Origin of the sequence: Streptomyces sp. NBC_01244, assembly GCF_035987325.1 — a bacterium.
Taxonomy (GTDB): Bacteria; Actinomycetota; Actinomycetes; order Streptomycetales; family Streptomycetaceae; genus Streptomyces.
The window spans coordinates 4,381,605-4,396,360 of record NZ_CP108488.1; the positions used below are offsets into that span (position 1 = coordinate 4,381,605).

The window sequence follows — 14,756 nt, forward strand, 5'->3', positions numbered from 1 at the left end:
CTACGAGGTCCTGTTCACGGAGTCGGCGGGCCGTGAGCGGGCCCGGCTGGAACCCGTGCACCGCGCGTTGGGGGATCACCGGCCTGTGCGGGTGATCGGCTACTCGTTCGGGTGGTGCGTCGGGGTTCCGGAGACCGGAGCAGGCTACGGTTCCAGGTTGGCGTCATGGGGGCATTGGCGGAGGTCGGGGAGGGCGTGCGCGCCCGGTACACCTTCCGGCTGCGCGTGTCGTCTGCTGCGGACTTGGCCCTGATGCGTGAGTGGGACCGGTGCCGATGGGTGTGGAATCAGTGCGTCGCTCAGTCGCGGGCGGCACACAAGGCCAAGCAGAAGTGCGGGCCTGCCGGTCTCGACAGGATGCTCACCGGATGGCGCGGTGAGCGTGAGTGGCTGCGCGCGGGTGGGAGTGTGCCGCAACAGCAGGTCATCCGGGACTTCGCCGCCTCCCGTACCAAGGCATTGAAGGACATCAAGGCACGATTGCCGGTCCGGCGGCGAGCGGGGATGCCGCGATTCAAGAAGAAGGTCGTCGCCGGTCCGAACTTCCCTCCGATCCGTCCAGCGTCCGCGTCAACCGGGACAGTCTCGGGCACTGGTACGCCTCCTTCGTCGTCCAGACGGAAATGCAGCCGCTGCCGACAACAGGCGCGGTGATCGGTGTCGACTGGGGTGTGAAGGAGACCGCCACCACGACGAGCGACGCCCAAGACCTGCCGCATCCCGAGTACGGCAGGCGGTCGGCGGGGAAGCTGGCGGGCTATCAGCGGATGATGGCACGCCGGAAGCCCAGGCGCGGCCAGGCCGCTTCGGCGGGCTACCGGAAGGCGAAGCGGCAGGCCGCGAGAGTCCAGAAGAAGATCGCGCGGCAGCGGCAGGACACAGCCCGCAAGTGGGCCAAGCGCGTGGTGACGGACTTCGACCACCTCGCGGTGGAGGACTTCCGGCCGAAGTTCCTGGCCAGGTCGACGATGGCGCGCAAGGCTGCCGACGCGGCGATCTCGGCGACCAAGCGCGAGTTGATCAGCATGGCGCGCAAGCACGGCCGGATCATCCATCTTGTGCATGCGGCTCACACGACTATGGACTGCGGACGGTGCGGGGCGAGAACCAAGCACGCACTGCCACTGTCGGAACGTACGTACACGTGCACCAGGTGCGGATCCATCTCTCCACGGGACAAGAACTCCGCACGCGTGATGCTCGTCCGGGCTGGTCTCAACCCGGCTACCACTGATCGCGGAAGACCTGGCGGACCGCCGGTCCGCCAGGCAGCGTGAGGTAGGAATCCCCCTCATCCATGAGGGGGAGGATTCAAAGATCGTGGCCGAGGCAGCGCCGATCAGGTACATGGTGTCGCGCGGGCGGCTGCTGCTCGTGGTGCTGCGGGTCTTCGACGACGCGGACATCCTGCTGCCCGGAGGGTGACCGCAGGCGCAGGGCGGCGGCGAGCAGGGCCGTGAGCAGCGGGACGGTCCAGACCCACAGGTGGGGCCAGTCGAGCAGGAGCGAGCGGCCGCCCGCGGGCGGGTGCCGGGACCAGAACTCGGCGGAGGCACCTGGGAGGACCAGCAGCCCGAGCAGGCCGCTGCCCGCGAAGGCGCCCAGCGCGGTCAGCCCGGCCCTGACCCGGCCGGTCAGCAGGAGGTACGGGATCAGCAGCGCCGGGGTCAGGGTGATCCCGGCGGCCGTGCCCAGCGCGAAGCCCTTGCCGAGCGCGCCGCGCGGCCGGTGCAGGTCCCACAGGACGAGGCAGGCCAGGGCCAGGGCGATCTGGCCGGACAGCGGGGTCTGGAACAGCGGTTCCAGCCACAGCCCGGCGACGGTGGCGGCCAGCACGGGACCGGGCCGGGCCCGCAGTCCCGCCAGCCGGCACGACAGCAGGATCAGCAGGGCGAACAGGCCCGCGCTGCCGCCCACCAGGACGGCCTTCAGTACGCCCGTCGGCAGCCAGGCGGCCGGGGCGAAGAGGATGGCCGCGAAGGGCGGATATGCGGCGGGCGGGCTCCACTCGGCTGCGGAGAGGCCGGGGGCCAGGGCATCGGCCACCGGGATGCGCAGGGCGACGCAGAGCACGCCGAGCACGAGCAGCAGGCCCGCGAGCAGCACACCGGCGCGGGGCGACGGAGAGCGGCTGGGCTCGGAACTCCGGGTCACGGCGCGACCCTAGTGGATCAACGCCCCGAGACCCGCGCGGAGTCCTCCGGCCGACGCGCACGGACGGCACCGACGCGGCGGCGCAGCGCCTCCGGCTCCGGCTCGGCGCCGGGCCTCAGTCGCGCGTTCAGTGACGTATGACGCCCGCGTCCTCGGCGTATTCACCGAGGACGACCACGCTCACGGCGGTCGCCGCGAAGACCTTGGCCGCGCGCAGGACGCTGCCGACGCCGTGGCGGGGGCGGGGGCGGGAGACGGAAGTGGCGGTGGCGCCGCGAGGGCGGCGACCCTGGACCGGGGTGTAGGTTGCGGTGCTCATGTATCCATGGTCGGTTTTCGACCGGCTTGTCACATCGCCCTGAGGGCTGAACCTCCAGGTCTCCCGCCTCCTCCTCCCGGCCCATGCCTCCCCCTACGGGCTCTGTCCGAAGGAGGACACGGACCGAACACCCCCCGTACGGGGTCACGGCCCCGAAGGACTTCCGGCCCCCTTCAATCCATTCGCGCAGCGCCCTCGCGATGGCTAGAATCTCCGCTCTTGCCGCCTCCCGCCGCGTCACCGGGAGCGCCGCCCGCCGCTCGGAAACCGGCGGGCCCGTCCGCCCGCATCACGCAGGTCCTCAGCAGATGGAGGCAGTTCCGTGCCCGCGCACGCCCACGTCACCGACCCCGACGCCGACCCCGACGCCGCCCCTTATGCCGACGCGGCCGCCACCGATCCCCTGGGTCGCGAGCGGGCCCACCTCGCCGCCTCCCGGTCCGCGCTCCGCGCGATGCGCGAGGACGTCCAGAACCTCGACATCCGCGACGTCACCGCGAACTGGGTCAACGCGATCGTCCTCCAGGCCCAGATCGACGACCGGATCAAGGCGCTCGCCGACCTCGCCCACACCCCCCTCTTCTTCGGCCGCCTCAACTACCTGCACGCGCCCGGCGCGGAGCTCGCCGAGGGCGCGGAGGGCGAGCAGTTCTACATCGGCCGCCGCCACGTCCACGACGCGGGCGGCGACCCCATGGTGATCGACTGGCGCGCGCCGGTCTCCCAGCCCTTCTACCGGGCCTCGAAGAACGACCCGCAGGACATCGGGCTGCGCCGCCGCTTCGGCTACACGGGCGGCGAGCTGACCGCGTACGAGGACGAGCACCTCTCCGACCCGGCCGAGGCGGCGGCCGTCAGCAAGCTGCTCCAGCAGGAGATCGAGCGCCCGCGCGTCGGCCCCATGCGCGACATCGTGGCGACGATCCAGCCCGAGCAGGACGAGATCGTCCGTTCCGGCCTGTCGGGCTCCGTCTGCGTGCAGGGCGGTCCCGGCACCGGAAAGACGGCCGTCGGCCTGCACCGTGTCGCGTACCTCCTCTACGCGCACCGCGACCGCCTCGCCCGCACCGGCACCCTGGTCATCGGGCCGAACCGTTCCTTCCTGCACTACATCGAGCAGGTCCTGCCCGCCCTCGGCGAGCTGGAGGTGAAGCAGGCCACCGTCGACGACCTGGTCGCCCGCGCGGACCTGGAGGTACGCGGCGCGGACGCCGCCGAAACCGCCGTGGTCAAGGGCGATGCCCGGATGGCGGAGGTCCTGCGCCGCGCGGTCCACTCGCACGTGTCGGAGCCCGTCGAACCGCTGATGGTGGTCCGCGGATCGCGCCGCTGGCGGGTGCCCGCGTACGAGATCGCCGAGATCGTCGCCGAGCTCCAGAACCGCGACATCCGCTACGGAGCCGCCCGCGACGCCCTCCCGCAGCGGATCTCGCACGCGGTCCTCGTCCGCATGGAGCAGGCGGGCGAGGCGCCCGACGACCGGGTCCAGGACGCGGTGGCGCGCACTCCCGCCGTGAAGGCCGTGGTCAAGGCCGTGTGGCCACTGGTGGAACCGGCCAAGCTGGTGCTGCGCCTCCTCTCCGACGCGGAGTTCCTCGCGGAGCACGCGGACGGGATCCTGTCGGAGCGGGAACAGCGGCTGCTGCTGTGGGCCAAGCCGGCGCGCAGCGTGAAGTCGGTGAAGTGGTCGGCGGCGGACCTGGTCCTCATCGACGAGACGACCGACCTGGTCGAGCGCACGCACTCGCTCGGCCACGTCGTCATCGACGAGGCGCAGGACCTCTCCCCGATGCAGTACCGGGCGGTCGGCCGGCGCTGCACGACCGGCTCCGCGACGGTCCTGGGAGACCTCGCCCAGGGCACGACCCCGTGGGCGACGCGCAGCTGGGACGAAGCGCTGGGGCACCTGGGCAAGCCCGGCGCGGTGCTGGAGGAACTGACGGCGGGCTTCCGCGTGCCGCGCGAGGTCATCGCCTACGCCTCGCGGCTGCTACCGGCGATCTCGCCGGGCCTGTCGCCGGTCTCCTCGGTCCGTGAGACCCCGGGCTCGCTGATCGTCTCCCCGGTCGAGTCCCCCTCCGCCCTTCCGGCGGCGGTGATCGCGGCCTGCCGGGCCTCTCTCGAGCACGAGGGGTCGATCGGGCTGATCGCGGCGGACGCGCGGATCGCGGAGCTGGCGGAGGCGCTGCTGGCGGCCGGCCTGCCCTACCTCTCGCCCGGCGAGGAGACGACTGCGCAGTCGCGGCTGACGCTGGTGCCGGCGTCGCTCGCGAAGGGTCTGGAGTACGACTACGTCGTGCTGCACGAGCCGGCGGACGTGGTGGCGGGCGAGCCCGACGAACGCACCGGCCTGCGCCGCCTCTACGTCTGCCTCACCCGAGCCGTCTCGGGCCTCACCCTCCTCCACACGACCCCCCTCCCGGAGCCCCTGGCCCCCACCGGCCCCTGACCACCGCGGCCGGGGGCTGCGCCCTGCCCTGGCCGGGGGCCCGTAGCGGCCTACCGCCGCGGCGGGGTCGCCCTGCGGGGCGAAGTCCCCTACCCGCCCTTCCACCGTTCCCAGGGCCCGGCCCTGACCCGGTCCTCAAACGCCGGACGGCTGAAAAGACCAACCGCCGGCGGGACCGGACTATCACCCGGTCGGGGTCGGAGGCTTGCGGCCCGGGTAGGGGACGGGGGCGGGGTGGGGTGTTGGCCGGGACGTAAAGCGTGATGTGTGGCGCAGGCACACCCCACAACTGTCGAAGTCGAGGGCAGGGCGCCTAAATCATGCAGTCCAGGCCGACACCCCACCCCGCCCCCGGCACCGACCCCCACCCGCAGCCAGACCGACCACCGACCACACCCCAGCCCCGCCGGCGTTTGAGGCGCAGGCGACGGCGCCGCACCAGGCCGGGCCACGGGCACCCGCTAGCTCAGGGACGCCCGCCAGGCTTCGACCGCCGTCGGAGACACCGGCCGGGACCAGCCGTCGGGACGAGCCGCGCTGCCGATGTGGAAGGCGTCGATGCCCGCCTCGCGCAGCACGGGAAGGTGGGAGAGGGCGAGGCCGCCGCCCACCAGGATGCGCGGCTCGTAGCCGGGGGCACCCGCCTTCGCCGCCTCGGCCAGCAGCACCGGCAGGCCCTCGTCGACCCCGCCCGCCGCGCCCGCGGTGAGGTAGGTGTCGAGCCCGGGCAGGTCCGCGACCGCCTTGCGGAGCTGGTCCCGGTCCGCCGCGCGGTCGATCGCCCGGTGGAACGTCCACCCGCAGCCGCCGAGCTCCGCCACGACCGCCTCGACGGCGGTGAGGTCGGGGCTGCCGTCGGGGTTCAGGAAGCCCAGGACGAACTCCTCCGCTCCCTCGGCGCGCAGCGCCCGCGCCTCCTCCACCAGGCGTTCCACGTCCTGCGCGGAGCCCGCCGAGAAGCCGTCGGCCTTCCGGAGCATCACGCGCAGCCGGATGTCGACCGCCGCCCGGATCGCCGCGAAGGTCTCGCGCGACGGGGTGAGCCCGTCGGCGGCCATGTCGGTGACCAGTTCGAGTCGGTCCGCCCCACCGGCCTGGGCCGCGACCGCGTCCTCCACGTCGAGGGCGATCACCTCCAGGAGCGCACGGTTGCTCATGTAATCCCATCCTTCGTCCCGCATTGGCAAATAGGTCTAGTCCAATATCCAGGGTACGGGCCTTCGCCCACCCTCCACCAGCACAATCACGCCACCACCACAATGTGCGCATGACATCCGCCATGACTTCCGACACGCACCGCGAGCAGAGCCTCCGCTCCCGCTGGCACGCCACCACCGCCGCCGCCGGAGCCACCCCCGGCCTCGACCCCGCCCCCTACGCCGACCGCCTCCTCACCGCCTGGGCGGAGCCGCAGCGCAGGTACCACACCACCGCGCACCTGGCCGACGTACTCGCACGCATCGACGTACTCGCAGACGCGGCGGCGACCACGGCGGAGCAGGCACCGGACCGCCCCGCCGTGGAACTCGCCGCCTGGTTCCACGACGCCGTCTACCGCCCCGACCGCTCGGAGAACGAGGAGCGCAGCGCCGCCCTCGCCGAGCGCGCCCTGCCCGAGCTCGGCATCGACGACGCCCGCACCGCCGAGGTGGCCCGCCTCGTCCGGCTCACGATCACCCACGACCCCGCACCCGGCGACGCCAACGGCGAGCTCCTCTGCGACGCCGACCTCGGCGTCCTCGCGGGCCCGCCCGAGGAGTACGCCGCCTACGCCGCAGCCGTGCGCGCCGAGTACGGCTTCGTCCCCGACGAGGCCTTCCGCGCCGGCCGGGCCGCCGTGCTGCGCCAGCTGCTGGAGCTGCCCCGCCTCTTCCGCACCGCCTACGGAGCCGCGCACTGGGAGGCCCCGGCCCGCGCGAACCTGGCCGCGGAGCTGGCGCGGCCGGCAGACCTCGGCGAGAGCGGCGCCACCCGGCCCCCGGGAATGTGATCCCGTTCGCCGTCGTTGAGGTAGTTCATGCCCGCAGCAGCCGAACGCACCCGTATGCCCGTTGCCGTCTACATCCTCGGCCTCTCCGTCTTCGCACTCGGTACCAGCGAGTTCATGCTCTCCGGGCTGCTGCCACCCATCGCCGAGGACATGGGCGTCACCATCCCCCAGGCGGGCCTGCTCATATCCGCCTTCGCGATCGGCATGGTCGTCGGTGCGCCCCTGCTCGCCGTCGCCACGCTGCGGCTGCCCCGGCGCACCACGCTGCTGTCGCTGATCAGCCTCTTCGGCCTGGGGCAGGTCGCGGGCGCGCTGGCCCCCTCGTACGAGCTGCTCTTCGCCTCCCGCATCGTCTCCGCGCTCGCCTGCGCCGGCTTCTGGGCGGTCGGCGCCGCCGTGGCCATCGCCATGGTGGAGCAGCACCAGCGGGCCCGGGCCATGGCCGTCATGATCGGCGGGCTGTCCATCGCGAACGTCCTCGGCGTCCCGGCCGGCGCGTTCCTCGGTGAGCACCTGGGCTGGCGTTCCGCGTTCTGGGCGGTCGGCGCGGCCTCCGCCGTCGCGCTGGTCGGCATCCTCGCGCTGATCCCGAAGATCCCGCTGCCGGCCGAGAGGCCGACGCTCGCGCGCGAGCTGCGCATCTACCGCGACCGCCAGGTGTGGCTGTCGATCGGTGTCACGGCCCTGGCCGCGGGCGGCGTCTTCTGCGCCTTCAGCTACCTGTCCCCGCTGCTCACGGACGTGGCCGGGCTCGATTCGAAGTGGGTCCCCTGGATCCTCGGCCTCTTCGGGATCGGCGCGCTGGTGGGCACCACGGTGGGCGGGCGGATCGCCGACGCGCACCTGTTCGGGGTGATGCTGTGGGGCATCACCGCCTCCACCGTCTTCCTGGCGGCGCTGGCCCTGCTGGCCTCCACCGCGGCGGCCGCGATCGCCCTCTCGTTCCTGATCGGCTTCTCGGCGTTCTTCACCGCCCCGGCGCTCAACGCCCGCATGTTCAACGTCGCGGGCGCCGCCCCGACCCTGGCCGGCGCGACCACCACGGCCGCCTTCAACCTCGGCAACACCGGCGGCCCGTGGCTCGGCGGCACCGTCATCGACGCCGGGTACGGCTTCTCCGCCACCGCCTGGGCGGGCGGCGCGATGACCGTCACCGCCATCGCCCTCGGCCTCGTGGCGCTGCGCCTGGACCGCCGTACGGGATCCCGCGCGGCCCGCCCGACCCGCGTGGTGGCCGCCTCGGCCCCGGCCCCGACCCGCTCGGGCGCGACCGAAAAGGTGTGACGGACCCGAGGTGCCTGCGGGACCTGCGGGACCTGCGGGGCCCGAGGGGCCCGCGAGCCGCCGCTCAGCGGCAGAGCTCGAAGAGGTCGTCCTCGAAGGTCGCGAACTCCGCCTGCGCCTCCGTGACGATCTCGCGGGCGGGCCTGCGCGGGGTCGTCGCGTGCCGCCCGGCGAGCTCGGACAGGGCAGCGTCCGGGCGGGCTTCCCGGTCCGGGTGCAGGGCCGCTTCGAGCGGCCCGAAACCGTCCGCCAGCACCCACAGGAAGTCGGACAGGTTCCCGGCCACCACGCCGACCTCGCCCTCCGAGCCCATGAACACCACGGGCTGCGCGTCGAGCGGCAGTCCCGGCCGGACGCACCAGAGCGCGGCGAGGCCGCCGGTGCCGTCCTGGCCGAAGACCCGGTAGGCGTCGCCGTCGAGCGCGTGGTTCGCCGTCCAGTGACGCAGCCAGTCGGTGGTCTCCGCGGCGGGGTAGAAGGCCTCGTAGGGCTCGAAGTCGACGCCCTCGCCCTCGTCGCCGTAATCGAACGCGACCCGGGACACATCGGCCAGGGCGGGCGGGAAGCGGCGGTCGTCGCCGTTGATCGTCTCTGTCACCGCCGCAGGCTACCCGGCGCCACCGACAGCGCTCCCGGCCGACAGCACGGGCAGAACCAGCACCACCGGCACCCCCGCAGCACCCTCAGCACCCGCAGCGGCCAGCGCCTACGCCGGCCGCCCCTTGGGCCGCCGCAGCCCGGCGGCCGTGATCCTCCGGACCAGCTCCTTGCTGCCGATCTCCACCGCCCCCGCGCCCACCGCGTCCGCGTACCGCTGCTCCGGGACGTCGTAGTGGTCACGTTCGAAGGCCTTGGGCGGGCAGCCGATCGATGCGGCGAAGGCGTGCAGTTCCTCGAACGAGGAGTCGCTGACCAGGTGCGACCACATGCGGCCGTGACCCGGCCAGTCGGGCGGGTCGATGTACACCGTCACCGGCGGCTCATTCGCCGTACCCGAAGGCGGAGCCGCCGCCGGAGCCGCTGCCGGAATCGCTCCCGGAGCCGAGGCCGCCGAGGACCGGTGCGAGGCCGCCCACCGGCGCCACCCGCACGCCGGCCTCCGAGCACACCCACATCGGGTCCGGTCCGAGCTCGGGCTCCACGTCCAGCGCGTGCGGCTCGCCGTGGTTGCAGACCGGGCACAGCGGCCAGCGCCCGTACTTCTCCAGCAGCGCGTCCTTCACGTCCTGGGCGACGAGTCCGGCGAGGTAGTCGACACCCTCCGGCCACTCCTCCACCCACCAGCGGCGGTGGGTGACCGCGTCCTCGACGAGGGAGACGACATCGGCTTCGGCGACCTCGCCCGCGACGAGATCGGCGAGTACCAGGGCGCGTGCGGCGTGCAGCGCCTGTTCCAGGGGGGTCGCGTGGTCCATGGACACATTGTGGACCCGGACGGGCCCTGTGGCGAAGGTCCCCTTCCACCGGTGACTTATGGCGTCTTGACGTTCCCGCCCTCTGAAAATAAGTTTCAAGGGTGAGCGAGAACGTGAAAGAAACCTTCAGCGAAGGCGTGGACACGACGGTCCCCGTCCCCCTCCCCGTCCCCGCCCCCGCCCCCGCCGCGCTGCGGGCCCGCGTCCGCAGCCTCGGCCCCTCGATGACCCGCTCCATGCAGGCCGTCGCCGAGGCCGTCGCCGAGGACCCCGCGGCCTGCGCCGCGCTCACCGTCAGCGACCTCGCCGCCCGCACCGGCACCAGCGAGGCCACCGTCGTGCGCACCGCCCGCCTCCTCGGCTACCCCGGCTACCGCGACCTGCGCCTCGCGCTCGCCGCCCTCGCCGCCCAGCAGGAGTCCGGCGCGGCCCCCGCCGTCACCGTGGACATAGCCGTCGACGACTCCCTCGCGGACGTGGTCGCCAAGCTGGCCCAGGAGGAGGCGCAGACCCTCGCCGACACCGCCGCCGGACTCGACGTCGCCGCCCTCGGCTCGGCCGTCGCCGCCCTCGCGGGCGCCCGCCGCATCGAGATCTACGGCGTCGGCGCCTCCGGCCTCGTCGCCCAGGACCTCGCGCAGAAGCTGTCGCGCATCGGGCTCATCGCCCACGCGCCGGGCGACCCGCACCTGGCCGTCACCACCGCCGTGCTGCTGCGCCCCGGCGACGTGGCCGTCGCCATCACCCACTCCGGCGGCACCGGCGACGTCATCGAGCCCCTGCGGACCGCCTTCGAGCACGGAGCCACCACCCTCGCGCTCACGGCCCGCGCGGGCTCCCCCGTCGTCCACTACGCCGACCTCGTGCTGGCCACCTCCGCCGCCCGCGAGACCCAGCTGCGACCGGCGGCCATGTCGAGCCGTACCAGCCAGCTCCTCGTCGTCGACTGCCTGTTCGTGGGCGTCGCCCAGCAGACCTACGAGACGGCGGCGCCCGCGCTCGCGGCCTCGTACGAGGCGCTCGCGCCCCGCCACCACACCCCCGTACCCACCGCCAAGCGCAACAGCACCACCCGTTAGCAGCCAGTAGCCCAGGAGCCGAAGCCCATGACCGCGTACGCCGAACTCCGCGCCCAGCTCGCCACCTTGACCACCGAGGCCTTCCGCTCCGAACTGGCCGAGATCGATCAGCTGCCCACCCTCGAGATCGCCCGCCTGATGAACGCCGAGGACGCCACCGTCCCGGCCGCCGTCGCCGGCGAGCTGGAGACGATCGCCGCCGCCATCGACGGGATCGCCGAGCGGATGGCCCGCGGCGGACGCCTGATCTACGCGGGCGCCGGCACCGCCGGCCGGATGGGCGTACTGGACGCCAGCGAGTGCCCGCCCACCTTCAACACCGACCCCTCCGAGGTCGTAGGCCTGATCGCGGGCGGCCCCTCCGCCATGGTCAGGGCCGTCGAAGGCGCCGAGGACTCCAAGGAACTGGCCGCCGGGGACCTGACCGCGCTGGCCCTGACCGCCGAGGACACCGTCATCGGGATCTCCGCCTCCGGGCGCACCCCGTACGCGATCGGCGCCGTCGAGTTCGCCCGCGGCCGGGGCGCGCTCACCGTCGGCCTGTCCTGCAACGCCGGCTCCGCGCTCGCCGCCGCGGCCGACCACGGCATCGAGGTCGTCGTCGGCCCCGAACTCCTCACCGGGTCCACCCGGCTGAAGGCCGGCACCGCGCAGAAGCTCGTCCTCAACCTCATCTCGACCCTCACGATGATCCGGCTCGGCAAGACGTACGGAAACCTGATGGTCGACATGCGCTCCTCCAACGAGAAGCTGCGCGCCCGCGCCCGGCGCATCGTCTCGCTGGCCACCGGCGCCCCCGACGCCGAGATCGAGGCCGCGCTCACCGCGTCCGGCGGCGAGGTCAAGCAGGCCATCCTCGTCATCCTCGGCGGAGTGGACGGCCCCACGGCCGGCGAACTGCTCACCGCCTCCAAGGGCCACCTCCGGGCCGCCCTCACCCAGACCCCCCGCTGACCCACCCCTGACCCACCGCTGACCCACCCCTGCCCCCAGGCCACCCCCGCCGACCCCCCAGCAGCAAGGCGAACACCACATGTCCACTGACAAGAACCGCGCCACAGCCGCCGCGATCCTTCCCCTGGTCGGCGGTCCGGACAACATCCTCTCCATCGCGCACTGCATGACCCGCCTGCGGATCACCCTGCGCGACCGCACCCTGGTCCAGGACGAGGCCCTCAAGGCCCTCCCCGCCGTGATGGGCGTCGTCGAGGACGACACGTACCAGATCGTGCTGGGACCGGGCACCGTCGCCCGCGTCACCCCCGAGTTCGAGGCCCTGGTCGCCGAAGGCCGCTCGGCCGCCCCGGCGCCCGCCGCCCCCGCCACCCCCCACACCGTGACGGCCGGCGAACTCGCCGCCCAGGGCGCGGCCATCAAGAACGCCCAGAAGGCGAAGAACTCCACCCCCTTCAAGCTGTTCCTGCGCCGCATCGCGAACATCTTCGTCCCGCTGATCCCGGCCCTGATCGGCTGCGGCATCATCGCCGGACTCAACGGCTTCCTCACCAACATGGGCTGGGTGCCGGCCGTGGTCCCCGCCCTCGCCGCGATGGCGAGCGGCTTCATGTCCCTGATCGCGGTCTTCGTCGGCTACAACACGGCCAAGGAGTTCGGCGGCACCGCCATCCTCGGCGGCGCGGTCGCCGCGATCATCGTCTTCCCCGGCGTCGCGAAGATCGACGCCTTCGGCCAGCAGCTCTCCCCCGGCCAGGGCGGCGTCCTCGGCGCGCTGGCGGCCGCGCTGCTCGCCGTCCAGGTGGAGAAGTGGTGCCGCAAGTGGGTCCCGGAGGCCCTGGACGTCCTGGTCACCCCCACCCTCACCGTGCTGATCTCCGGCCTCGTCACCATCTTCGGCCTGATGTTCGTCGCCGGTGAGGTCTCCACCGCCATCGGCACCTTCGCCACCTGGCTGCTCGCCACCGGCGGCGCCTTCGCGGGCCTGGTCCTCGGCGGGCTCTTCCTCCCGCTGGTCATGCTGGGCCTGCACCAGGCCCTGATCCCCATCCACACCACCCTGATCGAACAGACCGGCTACACCGTCCTGCTCCCCATCCTCGCCATGGCGGGCGCGGGCCAGGTCGGCGCGGCCATCGCCGTCTACTACAAGCTCCCGCACAACCGCTCGATCCGCGCCACCATCAAGTCCGCCCTCCCGGCCGGCTTCCTGGGCGTGGGCGAACCCCTCATCTACGGCGTCTCCCTCCCCCTGGGCCGCCCCTTCGTCACCGCCTGCATCGGCGGCGCCGCGGGCGGAGCCTTCGTCGGCCTCTTCAACCAGCTCGGCACCGCCTTCGGGTCCACCGCCATCGGCCCCTCGGGCTGGGCGCTGTTCCCGCTGCTGGACGGCAAGTCGGGCATGGGGATGACCATCGCGATCTACGCGGGCGGCCTGGCCGTCGGCTACCTCGTGGGCTTCGCCGCCACCTACTTCTTCGGCTTCACCCAGCAGATGCTGACCGAGTTCAACGCCGCCCCGGACGCGGGAGCCACCTCGCAGACCGCTCCGGAGGCGACCCCGGCCACCGACCCCGCGCCCGCCGCGGACGCGGCCCCGGTCCCGGTCGGCCGCTGACCGCGGCGGCCCCCGCGCGGCCCCACGTACGAAGGCTCCCGGCCGGTGCGGTCCACCGGCCGGGAGCCTTCATTCGCTCCTGCTGCTCCTGCTGCTGCTGCTCAGGAACCCGTCACGTCACGGGCAGTTGGACGGAGCGGGCTTGCCCGCGAAGCGGTCCGCGATCCAGCCCAGGTACTCCGGCTCCGCGACGTTGGGGATCGTCTGGTGCGTCGCCCCCTGGTACTTCGTGTACTCGACCGGCTTGCCGAACCGGCAGGCCCGCTTCACGTACTCGTCGGTGGAGTTCGGGTTGATCACCGTGTCGGCCGTGCCCTGCATCACCAGGATCGGCGCCACCGAGGCGACCAGGCCCGCGGTGTTCTCGCGGAAGCGCTGGTGCCAGATCTCCGGCACCACGGTCAGCGGCTGGAACAGCGTGTCCAGCTGACCCGCGTTGCCCACGTTGTTCTGGATCACGTCGGCGAGGTGCTCGATGCACATCACCCCGTCCCCGCGCAGCGCCTCCAGACCGGCCGGCTTCAGCACGTCCTCGGCCTTCAGCCCGGGGTACGCCGCGAGGAAGCCCCGGTAGACGTTGACGCGCAGCGCCGCGTTGTGGGAGGGCGAGGTCGGGGACGTCGGGCCGGGCAGCACCAGGCCGCGGAAGTCCGGCCCCAGGTTGGCGGCGGGCGCCAGCGCCGCGATGCCGACCAGCTTGGTCTCCGGGGTGTACGCCTTGTAGTTCTGGGCGATGAACGCCGCCGCGCCGCCACCCTGCGACCAGCCCAGGACGGCTGCCTTGTCGTTCGCGCGGGTATCGGTGATCTGGCGGGCCGCGCGCACGGAGTCCAGGACGTTGTTCGTCTCCGTGACGGCGACCGTGTACTGGTGCACGCCCGGGGTGCCCAGACCCTGGTAGTCCGTACCGACCACGACGTCACCCGAGTCGAGGAACTGCGTCAGCGCCGGCACGCCGACGTCGATGCCCCACGGGCTGTCGTAGGTGTAGTAGCCGACGAGGTCGGTCGCCGGGTTCGGCACCGCGGAGGGCGCGCACTGGCGCGGTCCGCCCACGGTCCCGTGCGCCCAGGCCACGACGTTGCGGCCGCTGCGCGGCGCGGGGGCGTCGGGCCAGGCCACGATGCCCGAGACGGCGACGCGGGTACCGGTCTGCAGGGTCGACAGGTACAGGATCCGGCAGGCGCGCGCACCGTCGGGGGCGTCGACGCGGCGGGCCCAGATCAGGTCCCCGTGATCCCCCTCGGGCAGCGGCGACGGCGGGTCGTAGAACTTCTCGCCCTCCGGCCCGATCGGAACGCCCGGGGCGCACAACCCCTTGCCGCCCTTGCCGCCGTCCGGGTTGGTGCTCGCCGTCGCGGTCGCGGCCGTTCCGCCGCCCAGCGCGAGGATCGCGGCCACACCGGCCGCGGTGATCGCGGAAAGCCGTCGTCTCATCTCATCGTCCATTTCGTTCGGTCACTCGGTACCGGGACGCGAGACTAGGAAGAAAGG

13 protein-coding genes and 1 pseudogene are annotated in these 14,756 nt (G+C 73.1%); 7 read left to right on the plus strand and 7 right to left on the minus strand.

Annotation, left to right across the window (positions count from 1 at the left end):
* Window positions 1-165: 165 nt before the first annotated feature.
* A pseudogene (locus OG247_RS19520) lies at window positions 166-1,277 on the plus strand (RNA-guided endonuclease InsQ/TnpB family protein).
* 34 nt (window positions 1,278-1,311) lie between these two features.
* Here OG247_RS19520 and OG247_RS19525 read toward each other — a convergent pair.
* Both OG247_RS19525 and OG247_RS19530 read right to left on the minus strand, forming a co-directional pair.
* The gene (locus OG247_RS19525) at window positions 1,312-2,154 is read right to left on the minus strand and encodes a glycosyltransferase family 87 protein (RefSeq protein ID WP_327253468.1); all 843 of its coding nucleotides are present in this window, start codon (window positions 2,152-2,154) and stop codon (window positions 1,312-1,314) included.
* Window positions 2,155-2,281: 127 nt separating this feature from the next.
* The gene (locus tag OG247_RS19530; protein ID WP_327253469.1) at window positions 2,282-2,473 is read right to left on the minus strand and encodes a hypothetical protein; all 192 of its coding nucleotides are present in this window, start codon (window positions 2,471-2,473) and stop codon (window positions 2,282-2,284) included.
* A gap of 322 nt (window positions 2,474-2,795) precedes the next feature.
* Here OG247_RS19530 and OG247_RS19535 point away from each other — a divergent pair, with 322 nt between their 5' ends.
* Complete coding sequence (locus OG247_RS19535) at window positions 2,796-4,922, plus strand: HelD family protein (RefSeq protein WP_442813345.1); 2,127 nt, start codon at window positions 2,796-2,798, stop codon at window positions 4,920-4,922.
* Between the two features lie 461 nt (window positions 4,923-5,383).
* Here OG247_RS19535 and OG247_RS19540 read toward each other — a convergent pair whose 3' ends face one another.
* Window positions 5,384-6,079: a copper homeostasis protein CutC gene (locus OG247_RS19540; RefSeq protein WP_327253470.1), complete on the minus strand. Its 696-nt coding sequence runs from the start codon at window positions 6,077-6,079 to the stop codon at window positions 5,384-5,386.
* A 110-nt stretch (window positions 6,080-6,189) separates the two neighbouring features.
* On the opposite strand from OG247_RS19540, the gene OG247_RS19545 reads away from it, so the two are divergent.
* Together OG247_RS19545 and OG247_RS19550 are read left to right on the plus strand one after the other, a co-directional pair.
* Window positions 6,190-6,912, plus strand: a complete 723-nt coding sequence (locus OG247_RS19545) for an HD domain-containing protein (protein ID WP_327253471.1) — start codon at window positions 6,190-6,192, stop codon at window positions 6,910-6,912.
* Window positions 6,913-6,966: 54 nt separating this feature from the next.
* On the plus strand, window positions 6,967-8,196 hold the full coding sequence (locus OG247_RS19550) for a Cmx/CmrA family chloramphenicol efflux MFS transporter (RefSeq protein WP_327257544.1): 1,230 nt from the start codon (window positions 6,967-6,969) through the stop codon (window positions 8,194-8,196).
* Between the two features lie 64 nt (window positions 8,197-8,260).
* On the opposite strand, the gene OG247_RS19555 is transcribed toward OG247_RS19550, so the two are convergent.
* The 3 genes from OG247_RS19555 to OG247_RS19565 all read right to left on the minus strand — a co-directional run bounded on the left by OG247_RS19555 (window position 8,261) and on the right by OG247_RS19565 (window position 9,611).
* The gene (locus tag OG247_RS19555) at window positions 8,261-8,794 is read right to left on the minus strand and encodes an SMI1/KNR4 family protein (RefSeq protein WP_327253472.1); all 534 of its coding nucleotides are present in this window, start codon (window positions 8,792-8,794) and stop codon (window positions 8,261-8,263) included.
* Window positions 8,795-8,902: 108 nt separating this feature from the next.
* Entirely contained in the window at window positions 8,903-9,169 is a 267-nt protein-coding gene (locus tag OG247_RS19560) for a DUF4031 domain-containing protein (RefSeq protein ID WP_327253473.1), read from the minus strand.
* A gap of 7 nt (window positions 9,170-9,176) precedes the next feature.
* Window positions 9,177-9,611: a hypothetical protein gene (locus tag OG247_RS19565; protein WP_327253474.1), complete on the minus strand. Its 435-nt coding sequence runs from the start codon at window positions 9,609-9,611 to the stop codon at window positions 9,177-9,179.
* A gap of 101 nt (window positions 9,612-9,712) precedes the next feature.
* Here OG247_RS19565 and OG247_RS19570 point away from each other — a divergent pair, with 101 nt between their 5' ends.
* From OG247_RS19570 to OG247_RS19580, 3 genes are all read left to right on the plus strand, one after another.
* On the plus strand, window positions 9,713-10,690 hold the full coding sequence (locus OG247_RS19570; RefSeq protein ID WP_442813346.1) for a MurR/RpiR family transcriptional regulator: 978 nt from the start codon (window positions 9,713-9,715) through the stop codon (window positions 10,688-10,690).
* A 27-nt stretch (window positions 10,691-10,717) separates the two neighbouring features.
* Window positions 10,718-11,644 (plus strand): N-acetylmuramic acid 6-phosphate etherase, encoded by a 927-nt coding sequence (gene murQ / locus OG247_RS19575; protein WP_327253475.1) that lies wholly within the window; start codon window positions 10,718-10,720, stop codon window positions 11,642-11,644.
* 79 nt (window positions 11,645-11,723) lie between these two features.
* Window positions 11,724-13,262, plus strand: a complete 1,539-nt coding sequence (locus OG247_RS19580; RefSeq protein WP_327253476.1) for a PTS transporter subunit EIIC — start codon at window positions 11,724-11,726, stop codon at window positions 13,260-13,262.
* A 117-nt stretch (window positions 13,263-13,379) separates the two neighbouring features.
* On the opposite strand, the gene OG247_RS19585 is transcribed toward OG247_RS19580, so the two are convergent.
* Window positions 13,380-14,699: a lipase family protein gene (locus tag OG247_RS19585; RefSeq protein WP_327253477.1), complete on the minus strand. Its 1,320-nt coding sequence runs from the start codon at window positions 14,697-14,699 to the stop codon at window positions 13,380-13,382.
* Window positions 14,700-14,756: the final 57 nt, after the last annotated feature.